The sequence below is a fragment of the Croceitalea sp. MTPC5 genome (assembly GCF_036985505.1).
GTDB lineage: Bacteria > Bacteroidota > Bacteroidia > Flavobacteriales > Flavobacteriaceae > Croceitalea.
In genome coordinates this window covers 800,763-816,640 of sequence record NZ_BTGQ01000001.1, presented here as the reverse complement: position 1 = coordinate 816,640, position 15,878 = coordinate 800,763, and the positions used below count along the sequence as shown (strand labels likewise).

General features: G+C 40.0%; 13 protein-coding genes. 8 read left to right on the top strand and 5 right to left on the bottom strand.

Features of this window, described 5'->3' with window-relative positions; all coding sequences use genetic code 11:
* Positions 1 to 2 precede the first annotated feature (2 nt).
* From AACM45_RS03775 to AACM45_RS03750, 6 genes are all read left to right on the top strand, one after another.
* Positions 3 to 2,438: a YfhO family protein gene (locus tag AACM45_RS03775; protein WP_339140866.1), complete on the top strand. Its 2,436-nt coding sequence runs from the start codon at positions 3 to 5 to the stop codon at positions 2,436 to 2,438.
* Positions 2,438 to 3,724, top strand: coding sequence for a glycosyltransferase family 4 protein (locus AACM45_RS03770; RefSeq protein ID WP_339140865.1), 1,287 nt, complete (start codon positions 2,438 to 2,440; stop codon positions 3,722 to 3,724). The genes AACM45_RS03775 and AACM45_RS03770 overlap by 1 nt, the downstream gene beginning before the upstream one ends.
* On the top strand, positions 3,709 to 5,160 hold the full coding sequence (locus tag AACM45_RS03765) for a lipopolysaccharide biosynthesis protein (RefSeq protein WP_339140864.1): 1,452 nt from the start codon (positions 3,709 to 3,711) through the stop codon (positions 5,158 to 5,160). Before AACM45_RS03770 ends, AACM45_RS03765 begins: the two co-directional genes overlap by 16 nt.
* Before the next feature lie 40 nt (positions 5,161 to 5,200).
* Positions 5,201 to 5,347, top strand: a complete 147-nt coding sequence (locus AACM45_RS03760; protein WP_339140863.1) for a hypothetical protein — start codon at positions 5,201 to 5,203, stop codon at positions 5,345 to 5,347.
* A 13-nt stretch (positions 5,348 to 5,360) separates the two neighbouring features.
* The gene (locus tag AACM45_RS03755) at positions 5,361 to 5,777 is read left to right on the top strand and encodes a Crp/Fnr family transcriptional regulator (protein WP_339140861.1); all 417 of its coding nucleotides are present in this window, start codon (positions 5,361 to 5,363) and stop codon (positions 5,775 to 5,777) included.
* 84 nt (positions 5,778 to 5,861) lie between these two features.
* Entirely contained in the window at positions 5,862 to 6,308 is a 447-nt protein-coding gene (locus AACM45_RS03750; RefSeq protein ID WP_339140860.1) for a nuclear transport factor 2 family protein, read from the top strand.
* A 185-nt stretch (positions 6,309 to 6,493) separates the two neighbouring features.
* Here the strand turns inward: AACM45_RS03750 and AACM45_RS03745 are convergent, their stop codons facing one another.
* Positions 6,494 to 7,678 carry a hypothetical protein gene (locus tag AACM45_RS03745; RefSeq protein WP_339140859.1) on the bottom strand — a complete coding sequence of 395 codons (1,185 nt, stop codon included), beginning with the start codon at positions 7,676 to 7,678 and terminating at the stop codon, positions 6,494 to 6,496.
* A 329-nt stretch (positions 7,679 to 8,007) separates the two neighbouring features.
* Between AACM45_RS03745 and AACM45_RS03740 the strand changes: the two genes are divergently transcribed.
* The gene (locus tag AACM45_RS03740) at positions 8,008 to 9,096 is read left to right on the top strand and encodes a helix-turn-helix domain-containing protein (protein WP_339140858.1); all 1,089 of its coding nucleotides are present in this window, start codon (positions 8,008 to 8,010) and stop codon (positions 9,094 to 9,096) included.
* A gap of 7 nt (positions 9,097 to 9,103) precedes the next feature.
* On the opposite strand, the gene AACM45_RS03735 is transcribed toward AACM45_RS03740, so the two are convergent.
* The 4 genes from AACM45_RS03735 to uvrA all read right to left on the bottom strand — a co-directional run bounded on the left by AACM45_RS03735 (position 9,104) and on the right by uvrA (position 15,026).
* On the bottom strand, positions 9,104 to 9,595 hold the full coding sequence (locus AACM45_RS03735; protein WP_339140856.1) for a hypothetical protein: 492 nt from the start codon (positions 9,593 to 9,595) through the stop codon (positions 9,104 to 9,106).
* A gap of 188 nt (positions 9,596 to 9,783) precedes the next feature.
* The gene (locus AACM45_RS03730; protein WP_339140855.1) at positions 9,784 to 10,839 is read right to left on the bottom strand and encodes a bestrophin family protein; all 1,056 of its coding nucleotides are present in this window, start codon (positions 10,837 to 10,839) and stop codon (positions 9,784 to 9,786) included.
* Between the two features lie 237 nt (positions 10,840 to 11,076).
* Positions 11,077 to 11,838 carry a hypothetical protein gene (locus tag AACM45_RS03725; protein WP_339140854.1) on the bottom strand — a complete coding sequence of 254 codons (762 nt, stop codon included), beginning with the start codon at positions 11,836 to 11,838 and terminating at the stop codon, positions 11,077 to 11,079.
* Positions 11,839 to 12,248: 410 nt separating this feature from the next.
* Positions 12,249 to 15,026: an excinuclease ABC subunit UvrA gene (gene uvrA, locus AACM45_RS03720; protein WP_339140852.1), complete on the bottom strand. Its 2,778-nt coding sequence runs from the start codon at positions 15,024 to 15,026 to the stop codon at positions 12,249 to 12,251.
* Between the two features lie 247 nt (positions 15,027 to 15,273).
* Between uvrA and AACM45_RS03715 the strand changes: the two genes are divergently transcribed.
* Positions 15,274 to 15,855, top strand: a complete 582-nt coding sequence (locus AACM45_RS03715) for an RNA polymerase sigma factor (RefSeq protein WP_339140850.1) — start codon at positions 15,274 to 15,276, stop codon at positions 15,853 to 15,855.
* Positions 15,856 to 15,878 lie beyond the last annotated feature (23 nt).

Below are 15,878 nucleotides of genomic sequence, written 5' to 3'. Positions count from 1 at the left end.
TCATGAAGCTTTCTGCAAAGGCAATTCTCACAAACGCAATCATCATTGGTTTCTTCATCGTGGCTGCATTGGCTTATTTTTATCCGGTCTTACAGGGTAAGGCCATTTACCAATCCGATATTGCCCAATACAAGGGTATGGCCAAAGAGCGCAATGACTATAAAGAGACTACGGGCATTGAGTCGTATTGGACCAATAGTGCCTTTGGCGGAATGCCTACTTACCAATTGGGTGCCAATTACCCCCATGATTATGTGAAGAAACTAGACCGTTTGATTCGGTTTTTACCACGACCGGCCGACTATTTGTTTTTGTACTTTGTTGGTTTCTACATTCTCATGTTATGTATGAAAGTCGAATATCGTCTGGCCGTATTGGGCGCATTGGCCTTTGGTTTTTCTACCTATCTCATCATCATCTTGGGTGTCGGTCATAATGCCAAAGCACATGCCTTGGGCTATTTACCCATGCTATTGGGGGGGATTATTTTGGTCTTTCGAAAAAAGTACGTACTAGGGTTTTTACTTACCGCAATTGCCATGGCATTGGAAATCAGTGCCAATCATTACCAAATGACCTATTATTTTATGCTGTTGGTACTGATTTTGGGTATGGTGTATTTGGTCAATGCGATCAAAAAACAGCAATTACGACATTTTTTTAGTTCGGTCGGTATTTTGTTGGCCGCCGTTCTACTGGGTATTGCCACGAATGCTACAGGATTGCTGGCGACAAAGGAATATGCCGATTGGAGTACGCGCGGTAAATCAGAATTGACCATTAATGCCGATGGTTCGGCAAAAGAGGTAAGTACCGGATTGGATAAGGATTATATCACCCAGTATAGCTATGGTATAGCCGAATCATTGAATCTATTCGTGCCACGGATGTTTGGCGGTTCGAACGGTGAAAAATTAGGAAAAGACTCAAAGGCCTATGAATTCCTAACCGGACAGGGACTCCCCCCCAGTAGGGCCTTTGAATTTACGGAAAGTATGCCTTTGTATTGGGGTGACCAACCTATAGTAGCAGGTCCCGCCTATATTGGTGCGGTGATATTCTTTTTATTCGTACTGTCCCTGTTTTTAGTAAAAGGGAAACGAAAATGGTGGTTATTGGGCGGTATCGTTCTTTCACTGCTGCTTTCATGGGGAAAGAACTTTTCAATATTGACCAACCTCATGATCGATTATTTTCCGCTATATGACAAATTTAGGGCGGTGTCATCGATTCAGGTCATTTTAGAATTATGTGTTCCCATTCTCGCCATATTAGGTCTTAAAGAATTGTTCAAATCTTCTGTTGCTGGAAAAGAAAAACTCCAAGCGTTGAAATGGAGCGCAGTGATAACTGGCGGACTGGCCATTGGTATTTTTCTAATAAAAGGATTTTTTGATTTTGAGGGACTTGCTGATGCCAGGTACGAACAATATTTCGGAAAAGAACTGATGGCGATGATTCAACGCGATAGGGAAGCGGTTTACATCAGTGATACCATTCGTTCATTAGTATATGTCTTGTTGGTTGGTTTGATCACCTTCCTATTTTTAAAGGATAAAATCAAAAAAAACCTCTTTGCCATCTTAATCGGAACCTTTATAGTGCTTGATTTGGTTGGTGTCAACCTACGATATGTAAATGGGGAAGACTTTGTGCGACAACGTGCCGTTGAACAACCTTTTCAACCCACGGCCGTCGATCAAGCGATTTTAAAAGACCAATCGATATTTCGGGTTTTCGATCCACAGGAAGGCTTGAACGGATCCCGCTATTCCTATTTCCATAAGTCATTGGGAGGATACCATGCCGCCAAACCCAGAAAAATGCAAGATTTGGTGGAATTCCATTTGTATCAGAATAACCTGCAGGTATTGAACATGTTGAACGTAAAGTACATTGTTCAACAAGACGAAGAGGGGGCAAGTTTTCCTGCCATAAACCCTGATGCGAACGGTAATGCCTGGTTCGTGAAACAAATCAAGACCGTAAATAGTGAAGACGTGGCCATAAAAACTTTGGATTCTTTGAACACCAAGAATTCGGCGGTTATCAACGGGCGCAAATTTCCTGGGATCACTGACATGTCGTTCACGGTTGATTCTTTGGCTCGTATTGATTTAGTGGATTATCGCCCAAATTTCTTGAAGTATACCAGTACCAATACGAAGGACGGTTTTGCGGTCTTTTCAGAAATGTACTATCCAAAGGGATGGAAAGTGGCCCTTGATGGTAATGAAGTGCAACATTACGAGGTGAATTATGCGTTGCGGGGAATGAAGGTTCCTGCGGGTCAGCACGAAATCGTTTTTTCTTTTGAACCTGAAGTGGTAAAAACGGGGAGTACCATTACCTTGGCCAGTTCTGTTTTATTGGGATTATTGATTTTGGCAGGAATGGTTTTTTCCTTCATTGGAACAAAGCGAAAAGCAGAAGACTAATGCAGAAAGTGCTCATCGTCGCCTATTATTGGCCCCCAGCTGGTGGCCCTGGTGTACAGCGATGGCTCAAATTCGTAAAGTATTTGCCTGATTTTGGTGTCGAACCCATTGTATTCGTTCCTGAGAATCCAAATTATCCCATTGTAGATGCCTCTTTGTTGAAAGAAATTCCAGAAGGTGTGCGGATCATCAAAGAACCTATCTTCGAACCCCATGGCCTAGCAGCCCTATTTTCAAAGAAAAAAACAAAACGGATCAGTTCAGGTATTATTCAAAAACACCATAAACAATCACCAATGGAGCGCTTGTTTTTATGGATTCGTGGTAATTTTTTTATTCCTGATGCTAGAAAACATTGGGTGAGACCTTCGGTAAAGACCATTTCAAAACTAGTGAGGGATGAAAAAATCAAAACCATTATCACTACAGGCCCCCCGCATAGTGTCCACTTAATAGGATTGGCTTTAAAATCTCGTTTTGCTATTAGGTGGATTGCTGATTTTAGGGATCCGTGGACCGGTATCGGGTATCATAAAAAATTGAAACTCACAACCCCATCCAAGCGCAAGCATAAACTATTAGAACGGCAAGTTTTGACTACCGCTGATAAAATTGTAGTGACCAGCAAAACGACCAAGCGGGAATTTGAAGAGATTACACCAAAAAAAATCGATGTCATTACTAATGGGTATGATGGGAAAAAAATAATTGCCCCCTTAGATGGCAAATTCACACTGTCACATATCGGTTCATTGCTTACGGCAAGAAATCCGATTGTCCTTTGGCAGGTTTTACAAGAACTCTGTCGTGAAAATGCGGATTTCAAGGTGCAATTAAGAATTCAATTGATCGGGGTGGTCGGCGATGGGGTAAAAGAATCATTGGCCCAACATCAATTGAACGATTGCACGACCGAATTCGGTTATGTTCAGCATTCAAAGGTCTTGGAACTGCAAGCAAAATCGCAAATATTGTTGTTGCTGGAAATTGATTCAGAAGAAACCAAAGGAATAATACCTGGCAAATTATTTGAATATTTGAATGCACGGCGACCGATATTGGCACTGGGGCCAGAAAACTGGGAAGCTGGCATGATAGTGCTTGAGACGAATTCAGGAAAGCGCTTTACCCCAAAAGATAAATTAGACTTAAAAAATGTACTTTTAGAGTGGTTTACAGCTTTTCAAAAAGGGAAATTGACTTCAGGTTCAGAAGCAATTGAAAAGTACAGTCGTCGTGAATTGACTAGAAAACTTGCCAATACCATCAAATGGGAATCGTCTTAAAGCAGTCTTTTCGAAACACTATCATCACTTTTATAGGCTTCGCTTTTGGTGCTGTAAACACCCTTTTTCTCTACACTAATATTTTACGACCGTCATATTACGGGTTGGTGACCTTTATTTTGGCTACGGGCGCGATTTTGATGCCCTTATTTGCTTTTGGCGCCCACAATACGCTTGTTAAATTCTATAGTGCGCAAGATGAGGGTACCAAAAACTCATTCTTGACATTGGTGGTGCTGTCGCCATTACTGATCTTGATTCCAGCAGCTGGGCTTACTTGGGTTTTTTACGATAGTATTGCCGCATTCCTATCTCGAAAGAATGGGATTGTAGTTGATTATGTTTGGTATTTCTTTTTGGTAGGTTTGGCAATGGCTTATTTTGAAGTGTTTTATGCCTGGAGCAAAGTACACCTGAAATCCGTTTTCGGTAACTTTATGAAAGAGGTTTTTGGTAGGGTCTGTATTTCGATACTATTGGTACTTCTGTATTTACAAATGATTTCGCTGCCTTTATTTCTGAAGGGGATTGTCGCCGTGTATCTTTTACGTACCGCGATCATGAAGGTATATGCGTATCGTCTACGAAGGCTTAAATTGGATTTTGATTTCCCCAAATCGTATAAGGTCATCTTACAATACGGTATGCTGATGGTTTTGGGGGGATCCGTGGCGCTTATCTTAATAGAGATCGATAAGTTCATGATCAATCAGTATATAGCTATCGATAATGTGGCTTATTATGGCGTTGCGGTATATATTGCCACTGTGATAAGTGTTCCTAATCGAGCCATGAATCAGATTACCTATCCGATGACGGCCGAATACCTCAATCAAGGTAATCATTTTGAATTGGAACACCTTTACAAAAAGACCGCTTTGACCTCTTTTATCGCTTCGGGTCTGTTGTTCATTCTGATCATAACCAATATAGAGGCATTGTACCTTATGATTCCCGAAGCCTATAGAAATGGCTTCGTAATCGTGTTTATGATAGGCATGGCGAAGGTCTTCGATGCTTTCTTAGGCAATATCAACGCCATACTCTATTATTCCAGATTTTACCGGACAGTTTTGGTTTTTGGGGTCTTTTTGGCCCTATTGACCATTCTATTGAATCTGTGGTTGATTCCATTGTTTGGTATTGAGGGTGCGGCCTTGGCCAGTTTCAGTTCGATCTTTATATTTAACTTGATCAAAATGATTTTCGTGAAGCTCAAGTTTGGCATTGTACCGTATACCAATTCAACGTTTAAGGTTTTTGTGCTCTTGGTTTTGTTTGGGGTGTTGTTTGGGCAAATTACCTTCCATTTTCATCCAATTCTAAATATCGTTCTAAAAACGATTTTGATAGTGGTACCCTATTTTGGGCTATTGTATCGTTTTCAAGTCTCAGAAGACCTATCCGATTTGATAAAAAAACTATTGAAATTTTGATAAGAAAGACTTTAAGATTTTACAAATTAAACGGATTCCTGTGAACCCAGTAGATGAATTCTTCAGAACCATATTAGGTAGTTTTTATAAATTGAATGATGATGAATTTGAACAATTGCGGGCAATTTCACAATTAAGGGATTTTAAAAAAAAAGGAATTCTTATTATCTCAAGGCAACTATCATAAGGGCCTCTATTTTGTGGTTGATGGCACCATAGGGTTGTTTGAAGTGACCGATGGGAGGGAAGATTACCTGGAGTTTTTTCTTCTGGGAAGTTTTGCCTGTGATTTGGAAAGTTTGAGTACGCAAACAACCTCCAAGAAAAATCTTATGGCCATGTCTGATTGTTCGGTGCTTTATATACCCAGGGCCAAGTTATTGGAGCTTTATGAAGTGTCCCCGAGTTATGAACGGTTAGGAAGAAAAATGTTGGAGCATTTGGTAGCTTCACAACATCAATTTGCGGCCATCTTGAAAAACCTTTCCCCACAAGAAAAATATGCATTTATTAAAGAAAAGAGGCCTCAATTACTACAACAAGTACCCCTAAAATACCTTGCTTCTTATTTAGGACTTGCGAGGGAAACCTTAAGCAGGATCAGAAAGAAAATGTAGTCTTCAAGCGTGTATTATGTGATTTCACGCACACTTTTTCTTCTTTATGCAGCATAGTTTTGACGAGAAATCAATAAAGTCAAAATGATGAAAAAATCCCTTTTTACCCTGATGTTATCACTTCTTTTGGGCAGTGTAGCTTGTAAATCACAAACAAATGAAAACTTGGAATCTATGAAAAATGAAATAAAGGATGTTGTTTATGCCTTTGCAAAGGCAGGTGAAGAACGTAACATACAAGCGTATGACGATATCTTACATAGTGACTTTCGCGTAATCGCCAATAGGTACCCTACCCCAGACAAGACCTCTATCATACCGGCAGAAAACTATATCGGATTGCTCGCTAAAGAGGTCATAGGGGGTACCAAATTCAATGTTGAGTTTAAGCATGTCGAAGTCATGGATCACTCTGCCGTCGTCGTTGCCCATTTTAAAGCTGAAAAAGGCAGCCAATTGGTGACAATACTCTTGATCAAGAATACTGAGGACAAGTGGCAAATGGTAACGGACATGGCCGTTCAAAAGTAGTTAGGTACTTCATAAAAAACCCCGTAGCGGATAAATCCAACTACGGGGCAAACAACTAACCAACCTAAAAACTTCGTTTAAACCTTGTTTTGTAATTGCATGGGCAAGAAACAAAAACTGTTGGTTTGACAAATGCTGAGCGAAGCCGAAGCAGTTATGGCTTCTCTAAGCACCAATCTATGTTTTTACTGTCTTCTAGAACTTCTTGAGGTTCTTGAGGCAGTGGAACGACTTCGGTTTGATGACGCACTTCTACTTACGGTTTTCCGTTGTGGGGTGCTGCTTCGCTGTACCCGTGGCGTTCTTGACTGTGAACTTCTATTACTGACAACGTTTCTGCTATTCGGCTTTTTAAACGTCTTGGTAGACCTGCTTACCGTTCGCTTTTGAGGCGTTCGCGCTACTTGTCTTTTTGTGACCGAAGTGCTTCGCGGTGTACGGGTCACTGTTCGTTGTGTAACCGTATTGCCACGGTTTGAACGTGAAGCAACCGTAGTATTTCTTCGCGTATTACTTCTTCTCAACTCCGTATTTCTATTCGTTGAAGTGTTACCTACGGTATTTCTTCTTACCGTATTACGGTTACGACCAACGGTATTTCTAGAAGCCACTCGATTAGTAGCCCTGTTGACATTGTTTCGTCCGTTTCTCACTACATTATTACGTCTTACCCTGTTTTCACGAACAGCTACCCGTCTATCATTTCTATAGATATTTGCCCTTCGTGATCGGTTGAATCGGTATTCACGACCCCTGTTCACATAAGCACGCCTAAAATTATTTCTGTAAGGTCTGTGCCAAGTATACCGAATAGGGTTATAGAATCTTCTATAGGGAGTGGTCCATACATTGCAGAAACCGATTGCCGGTCTGGCAAACCACCTAAAGTGGGGTCTAAAGACGAAGTTTCTATTATACACATTTACAAATCCGGTGTGATGACTGAATACCCCACCATTGTAAAAGACATTTAATCCGCCGATTCGTCTGACCAACCCATTTCTATACCAAACATTTACCCCACCTATTTGTGATACACGACCGTAGTAGTCATAGAATACGGGTACATTTTCAACTTGAACGATGGCACCGTAATCATCATACTGTACAAAAGGATTGTAATTGAATCCAGAATTAAATGTTATACCAACATTACCGACCCTTGCACCAACACCAAGATTTACTTGACTGTCAATGAAGAAGTCAAATTCTCCATCGGGATACACTGAGAAGGTTACTCCGTTTTCTGCGAAGATGAAGGAGTTACTATTACGAAAAGTATTAACAACAACCTTATCTTCAAGTGTTTCAGCTTTGGTCATGGTTGTACCAAAAAAGACCGCTGCGATTAAAAGTATTAACTTTTTCATACTATAAGGTTTTAAGTTCTGGAAGTAACTATTTACATTCCGGTTAACTTATACCAAACAGCGTGCCAAAAATTCATTAATGGTTTTATATAACTGAATTTCAATTACTTATATTTTAGATATGCACCTTAATCATTATAAAGCATGGTGTTTCGAATTCGTATTGGCTTATAAAAGTGTGTTTTATATAGTGATTCCGTCAAGGGGGACGACATGGTGTTATCGCTAATTTGTTTTGAATTACCATTTCTAAGATTGGGGTTAAATGATAGCAATATGTATCTTACAACTGGTTTTCATATATAGTAAGAACACGATTCTATTAGGTCATGAATGATGCCTTTCCAGATGTTTTATACAATGGCGTGCTGCTCTGTACGAGCATTTACCTGATTGTTTTGGCCGTGGTCAACTTTTTTTCAAATAGAAGTCGATTCATTTTATTGGGTCTACTTTGCTTTCTGATGGGGGTTACACTGGTCAATAATATTTTTTGGCCCGTGGTAAAAAAAGACTGGTTGTTGTCTTTGCTTCTGGGATCGGGCAAGAATGTATTTATTGGCCCCCTTATTTTTCTATACCTTTCTACATGGCGACCCGGGCCAAAGAACGTTCAACATAGTACCCTAACACATATGATGCTTCCCGTGATGTTACATTTCACGTATTATGGCGTAAAATTCATATTTCCGGAGTATTATGCACTTCATTATGTTACCATTGCCACCATGTTGCTCATTATCGAGTCGTTACTATTGGTCTTCTATTCGGTTCTGTCGGTAAAGCTGTTGGCCACACTGCAAAAACAAAATGGTACTAGTGTTAAGACCAATAGAATCAAACTGCTGCTTTACCTGCTACTTTTTTATTTCTTGAGCGGTAAAACATATGACGTGGCTTCTATTATGTTTGCATCCCCATTTTGGTCAACGGCCTTTTTAAGTATCAACCGATACTTTTTCATGCCAATGGTGATTTTTGTGAATGGGTCGTTGATAGTCTATACGGTACTTGAAATGAAATGGGTCAGACCTGTTTTATTTGGGAAAGGACGGCATGATACCCGCGGGGCATTGAAGAATAGTGAAAAATTGGATGCTCTGTTTCAAAAGTATTTTGGTGAAGAAAAGCTATACACCGATACGGAAATAAGTATCAGTTACCTGTCTAAGTTATTCGGGATTCCGCCCCAGAGCATTAGGCATTATCTGCGCCATAAGTTCAACATGGGTTTCAAGGATTATATCAACCAAAAACGGGTTGAGGAACTTAAAAGGATGTTGCATAATGAAGAATGGAAAGCCTATTCTTTGATCGGTATGGCCAATACGGTGGGCTTTAAATCACCGGCGACCTTTTATCGGATTTTTAAAAAGTACACCGGTATGACCCCTTTGCAATACCAGCAACGAAAGTAGGCTGATTTTACTCTAGATTTCTGACCTTGACCACCGTTAATGTCACTGGAAAGTTTTGGACGCCGCATCCGTCTTGTATTAAATTGAAGACCAATCTATTCCCTTCTTCCGACAAAGTCGCTTCGCCATTACCGTCAATATTGGCCGTACAGGGCGGCAATTCTGAATCAAGTCGTACGGCCATATTCAATAATTGCAGACCTTCTACTTGAAAGTTCAGGGTGCCATCATTGCCCTCAACGTTACAGCATGGTGTAAAGTTGCTGGTACCAAAATATTCCCCGTTGAACCGATCTGTGCCATTCGGCCTGATAATGACCGACGTATCGGCCAAACCTTGGTCGGCAGCTATCGAACCCACATAAAAACCACTTAGGGCAGTCGTAAGTTCAACAGATGGTTCTTCCATGGGTTCAGAATCGTCTGAATCGGAACAAGAACCAAAGGTTACTACTATTCCGCATAAAATCAATTTGTAAATGTCGTTTAGTCGTATCATGGTGTCAAAACTACGACAGTAAGTCTTTGATATAGGGAACACATGTATCTCAAAAAAGGTTTTGAGAACACTATTTTCACTAATTCGGGTGTTTGCGTTGTATTTCGACCTACCCTAAACCGAATTCGCAGATAGGATGTTCTTGATTTCTAGCTTACATATGGTTCAAATACCGTGTATTGTTATGGTCAGAATTGTACATTGTGTCTCATAGGAAACTGTTCTGGAATGGTATTGTTTTCTTCCCCGAGATTTTGCCTAAGGTCAATTTCAATTCCCCTGGAAATGGTGGATATCGGAACATCGTTGGCCGTACCCTCAAAAGGATTTTCACCGGTACGCCCGATGCGTTCCATCGTATGGAATATCCACGCGACAATAATATAAAAAGGTACGCTAAGCCAAATAAACAAGTCCCCCACGAGAGGGTGGTGTTCAGCAATATCCCGTCCTATTTCACCAAATTGCGGCACCAATGCAAACGGAAGCAATAACACGAATATCCACATAAAGAAATGGTTCAGCGTGGCAAAATGCCTGGGATAGGGAAAATTTTTGATACGTTCGCTTTTGCCCTGTAACGTAAACAACTCTTCTAAAACACCTTCCAATTTTAAAAAGGCAAACTCCCAAATGAGACCTCGCTCCTTAAGTTGCCTCAAATGATGTGATTGTTGGTATAAAATAGCAGTTTGTTTGTTGTTCTTTTTTAGTACGTCTTCTAAATCCCCTTCTGAAAGATAGGGTTCTAAGTCACTGGTCAGCTCAAATTCATGTTCTGGTGGTCTGGCATCCCAATCTTGATTGGTTCTGTGTTTTGCAGTAGTCTCCCATGATCGTTGTGCCCTCATAGCATGTCTTAGGGCCGTCATCCAGGCAATATGGCGATAGGTCAATACCTCAATTTCCTTTTGTAGTTCTTCGTTCTGTAGCGGGTTTTCAGCTTTTTCATTGGTGACCATGTCTTGCACGAACATCCCGAAGGTTCGTGAGGTATTGACCACCCCACCCCAAATTTTTCGGGCCTCCCAAATTCTACCATAGGCGGAGTTGTTTTGAAAACCGATGACAAAGGCCACGGCGGTACCTATTAAGGCCAAGGGCGTCCAAGGAATTTTTAGCCAGGCCAAGTCAAGAAAATAATATGTGGCGACGACGCCCAAAATGATGATGATAAACAATAGGGTCTCAAAACGGGTCCAAACCGCCATATGAAAGGCGGAATAGGTTTTTTTGGTGTACATGGAAGCAGTTTTTTCTAGGAGACAAGCTACGAAATTATGACTATTAAATGACGTTGGTATTTTTAATCGATATTTCGCTTTTCATATCGAAAATATGTTTAGCATTAGTTGATCGGTTTGAATTTAAGAAAGGGATCTTACCAAGAAAAACAGACTAAGAAATTTGTAGTTTAATAACGCTACTTGTGAAATGAAAGCTTATAGTATTTATCTAGTTGAAAAACGATTGTTCGGATTTCATTCAAAAAATCTTTTCAGCACTAAAGTATCAGTATGATATTTTGATTCAATTTCACTTTTATAGTTTACTTTTGCCCTCATAATGCTATCTTTTAATTCAAGGATTTTCCAACTTCGGTGAGGAATAGAAGGCACCATACTATATAATTTCATTTTCAAAAATTCATTATTGCTACTGTAAACTAGTTCTGATGTATTGGTTTCTAAACAATTGAATTTAATTTCATTTGAATTGATTTCATAGATGCATGGCCAAAGTGAGTCAATTGGAAAAGGGGAGGGAGGTGGTTTAAAATTGATTTCATAGTTCTTCTGCCAAAACTCAGAAATCCATTTTCCAGTAATAGTTCGCTTATTTAAAAACATCTTTCTTTTGACAAATGTAATTGTGTGGTTTTCGTTAAATGGGCTATATAGGCGTGCTTCAAAACGATCTAATTGAATCTTGGTAAAGTAAAAATGATTTATTCCTATTCTAATTAATGGGTAGATGTTTTTACCAAGTTGGTAGTCAAACTTACTGTGCAAGTTAACATCAATTAGTATGGAGTCTTGTGCATCATAAATCATTTCCCATGAAGAATCCTCTTCATTCTCAATCTTCTGGACATAAACATCGTAGGTATTTCCAGGGAAATTATCTTTTAAATCGAAATATTCTTTTCGTTGCCAAAAATAAAACGCAGCTGTCAAGACCACAAACGTCAAAGCTATTGCGAGAATAACTTTAATGAGCTTGGAAAATTTTATAATAGTCATTTATAGAATCAATTAATTCTTATCCCCCAAATACTTCGCCGTAAACGACGCATTACTATGCACCATTGCTGAAGTACTTTCTGCTATAAAATCACGACTGTTCGCATAAAATTTTAATTTTTAGAATTGTAAAAAAGCCAAATCCAAAAAAAAACAACCAACAGCTCCAGTTACATTAAAAAACAATAGTGTTTTATTCTTATTGTACTTATTAAAAATTGATAAAGTACTTGGTATGAGATATAAGTTTCCAATTAAGGTAATTGGTAAAATCATCGTTCCAAATCCCCAGCAACAACCAAACTCATTCATTATTTGTAATGTCCCAGGTATAAAAAAGAAGATGTTGGATAAAACAATGAATATTGCTAAAAAAATGTTTATAATACGGAATTCTTTGCCCATCGCAGCTAAATCTTCTCCGCTAAATACTTCGCCGTAAATGACTCCTTACTTTTTACGATTTCTTCAGGAGTACCTTCCGCTAGTAGATAACCCCCATTTACACCACCTTCAGGGCCAAGGTCAATGATATAATCCGCACATTTGATCAGTTCAATATTGTGTTCGATGACAACAATGGAGTGCCCTTTGGCCAATAATTCGTCAAAAGACTTCAAGAGTTTCTTGATGTCGTGAAAATGAAGTCCTGTAGTGGGTTCATCAAAGATAAACAGGGCTTTTTCCTTGGTATTTCCTTTGACCAAAAAAGAAGCTAGTTTAATACGTTGTGCCTCACCACCAGAGAGTGTCGAAGAGCTTTGCCCCAAGGTTACATAGCCTAGGCCGACATCTTGCAAGGGTTGTAACTTGTTTACGATCTTATTTTGTTTGTGGGTTTCAAAGTGGGCAATGGCCTCATCAATGGTCAAATTGAGAATATCATTGATACTTTTACCCTCAAACTTTACTTCCAAAACCTCTCTTTTAAAGCGTCTGCCATCACAAACATCACATTCGAGGTGTACATCGGCCATAAATTGCATTTCTACAGTGATTTCACCTTCACCCTTACACTTTTCACAGCGCCCACCATCGACATTGAATGAAAAGTGTTTGGCCTGGTAGCCACGAAGTTTACTTAGCTTTTGGGTCGCAAACAAGGCCCGAATATCATCATAGGCCTTGATATAGGTTACGGGATTGGAACGAGAGGACCGGCCAATCGGGTTCTGGTCCACAAATTCCACATGCTTGATTTGGGCATACTTGCCATCTACTTTTGTGAATTGGCCAGCCTTTTCACCATAACCGCCCACTTCCTTTAATATCGAAGGATAGAGTATTTTTTTGACCAAAGTACTCTTACCGCTACCGGAAACCCCAGTAACCACGGTCAGCATGTTCAAAGGAAAAGTAACATCAATATTTTTCAAGTTGTTTTCACGGGCACCGACAATTTGAATATAGTTTTTAGAATTACGCCTTTCTTTCGGTACCGCTATCTCCATCGCTCCGTTCAAATAAGATGCGGTCAACGAATCTGATTGTAGTATGGCTTTCATTGGCCCCGTCGCGACGACCTTGCCCCCTAGGGTGCCCGCCTCTGGGCCAATGTCGATAACTTCGTCTGCCGCTTTCATAATATCTTCATCGTGTTCCACTACAATAACGGTATTGCCCAGGTCCCGTAACGATTTTAACACTTCGATCAAGTTTTCCGTATCCTTGGGGTGTAGGCCGATACTCGGTTCATCCAAGATGTACATCGAACCGACCAAACTACTGCCCAGTGATGTCGCCAAGTTGATACGCTGGCTTTCCCCACCTGATAGGGTATTTGATTTACGGTTCAAAGTGAGATAGTTCAACCCTACCTTATTCAAAAAATCCAATCGCGTGTTGATTTCCTTTAGCAAGCGTTTTGCAATGTGGGTGTCATGTTCTGATAGTTGCATTTCTGCAAAGAAGACGACCAAATCTTTTATCGGCAATTCAATAATATCAGAAATGGACTTACCATTTACTTTTACGTAATCAGCTTCCTTTCGTAACCTTTTTCCATTGCAAAGGGAACATTTGGTCTTACCGCGATAACGCGAAAGCATTACCCGATTTTGGATTTTATAACTTTTCTCTTCTAACTGTTCAAAGAACTTATGGATACCTATAAAATGGTCATTACCATTCCAAACCACCGATTTTTGGTCTTCAGAAAGTTCGAACCAAGGCTTGTGTATGGGGAAATCAAATTTATAGGCGGAGTTCACCAGTTGTTCGCGATACCAGCCCATACTTTCGCCACGCCATGGGAATATGGCCTCTTCATACACCGAAAGTGCCGTATTGGGCACGACCAAATCGGGGTCGATACCGATGACATCCCCATAACCTTCACATTTCGGGCAAGCGCCATAGGGGTTATTGAAACTGAAAAGGTGTACGTTGGGTTCTAGAAACTTCATACCATCCAATTCAAACTGATTGCTGAATAGCCGTTGCGTTTTCGTATCCAATTCCTCAATGGCACAATTTCCCTTTCCCTCGAAAAAGGCATTGTCGACCGCATTACCCAATCGGTTCAAAAAATCTTCGTCCGTTTTAACTACGATCCTATCCACCACCAAATCAAATTGCTTTCCGATAGTCTCGGGTACTTGATCGATACGCATGATCTCCCCGTTATATTTGATACGTGCGTAACCTTGTTTTGAGAATAGTTGTAACGATTTTAGGGCATCCCTATCTTCTTTTATATGTATAGGGGCCAGTAAGAGCAATTTTGTACCTTCTTTAAAGTTCTTTACATAATTGACCACATCGGTGACCGTGTTCTTTTTGACCTCTTCGCCCGAAATGGGGGAGATGGTCTTGCCAATACGGGCGAACAACAACTTGAGGTAATCGTAAACCTCAGTAGTCGTGCCAACAGTCGAACGGGGATTTGTGGAATTTACCTTTTGCTCAATGGCAATGGCAGGGGCAATGCCCTTGATATAGTCTACTTTAGGTTTATCGAGCTTCCCTAGAAATTGTCGCGCGTAAGACGAGAGGCTTTCCACATACCTACGTTGACCTTCTGCATATAGGGTGTCAAAAGCAAGGCTCGACTTTCCGGATCCGGATAATCCGGTGATGACGACCAACTTGTTTCGGGGTATAACGACGTCAATATTTTTGAGATTATGAAGTTTGGCACCCTTTATGATGATGTTTTTCTTGGGGTCAACGTCTAAAACAGTGGGCATTTGCGTATATTTAAGCAACAAAGATACAATTGATTGTACTTAATGTCTATATTGTTAACTTTGACATCTAAAATAACGCATATCACAACATAGTTTTTCATGAGGAGCCCCTTGTAACTATATTTGGTGTGTAATTAAAATCCTGATAGGCCTATACAGAAATAATTACTTTTTTAAAATTATACTAATAACTCAAAGTCCAAACCCTTGGTGGTCTGGCGCTAATTTTAACCAAAAAGTAATTTGTATGGAACTACAAATCGACGACTCGATATTGGTAAGCAATTATGTTGCAGGAGACGAAAAAGCCCTTGAAGTCTTAATTAACCGACACAACCAAAGAATTACCAGCTTTATTTATTCCAAAGTTCTGGATCGGGATATTACCGAAGATATTTTTCAAGATACTTTTATCAAGGTCATCAAGACCCTAAAAAGGGGTTCTTACAATGAAGAGGGCAAATTTTTACCTTGGGTCATGCGAATTGCGCACAACTTGATTATCGACCATTTTCGTAAGAACAAAAGAATGCCAAAGTTCGAAGGTAATGATGACTTCAATATTTTTTCGGTTATCAAAGATGATAAGTTGAATGCCGAAAAGCAGCTGATCAAAGACCAAATCGATAGTGATTTGACCTTATTGATTGACGAACTACCAGATGACCAGCGTGAAGTTTTGATGATGCGTATCTATAAGGATATGAGCTTTAAAGAAATATCTGAAAACACCGGTGTCAGCATCAATACTGCCCTAGGCCGTATGCGCTACGCTTTGATCAACCTAAGAAAAATCGTTGACAAACATAATATCGTTTTAACGAATTAATCTGCATTAGGTCGAACGGAGCA

Coding starts and splice junctions, on each gene's coding strand:
- AACM45_RS03725 (WP_339140854.1), bottom strand. CDS start 11,838: ATGACTATTATAAAATTTTCCAAGCTCATTAAAGTTATTCTCGCAATA.
- AACM45_RS03775 (WP_339140866.1), top strand. CDS start 3: ATGAAGCTTTCTGCAAAGGCAATTCTCACAAACGCAATCATCATTGGT.
- AACM45_RS03735 (WP_339140856.1), bottom strand. CDS start 9,595: ATGATACGACTAAACGACATTTACAAATTGATTTTATGCGGAATAGTA.
- uvrA (WP_339140852.1), bottom strand. CDS start 15,026: ATGCCCACTGTTTTAGACGTTGACCCCAAGAAAAACATCATCATAAAG.
- AACM45_RS03715 (WP_339140850.1), top strand. CDS start 15,274: ATGGAACTACAAATCGACGACTCGATATTGGTAAGCAATTATGTTGCA.
- AACM45_RS03740 (WP_339140858.1), top strand. CDS start 8,008: ATGAATGATGCCTTTCCAGATGTTTTATACAATGGCGTGCTGCTCTGT.
- AACM45_RS03745 (WP_339140859.1), bottom strand. CDS start 7,678: ATGAAAAAGTTAATACTTTTAATCGCAGCGGTCTTTTTTGGTACAACC.
- AACM45_RS03750 (WP_339140860.1), top strand. CDS start 5,862: ATGATGAAAAAATCCCTTTTTACCCTGATGTTATCACTTCTTTTGGGC.
- AACM45_RS03730 (WP_339140855.1), bottom strand. CDS start 10,839: ATGTACACCAAAAAAACCTATTCCGCCTTTCATATGGCGGTTTGGACC.
- AACM45_RS03765 (WP_339140864.1), top strand. CDS start 3,709: ATGGGAATCGTCTTAAAGCAGTCTTTTCGAAACACTATCATCACTTTT.
- AACM45_RS03770 (WP_339140865.1), top strand. CDS start 2,438: ATGCAGAAAGTGCTCATCGTCGCCTATTATTGGCCCCCAGCTGGTGGC.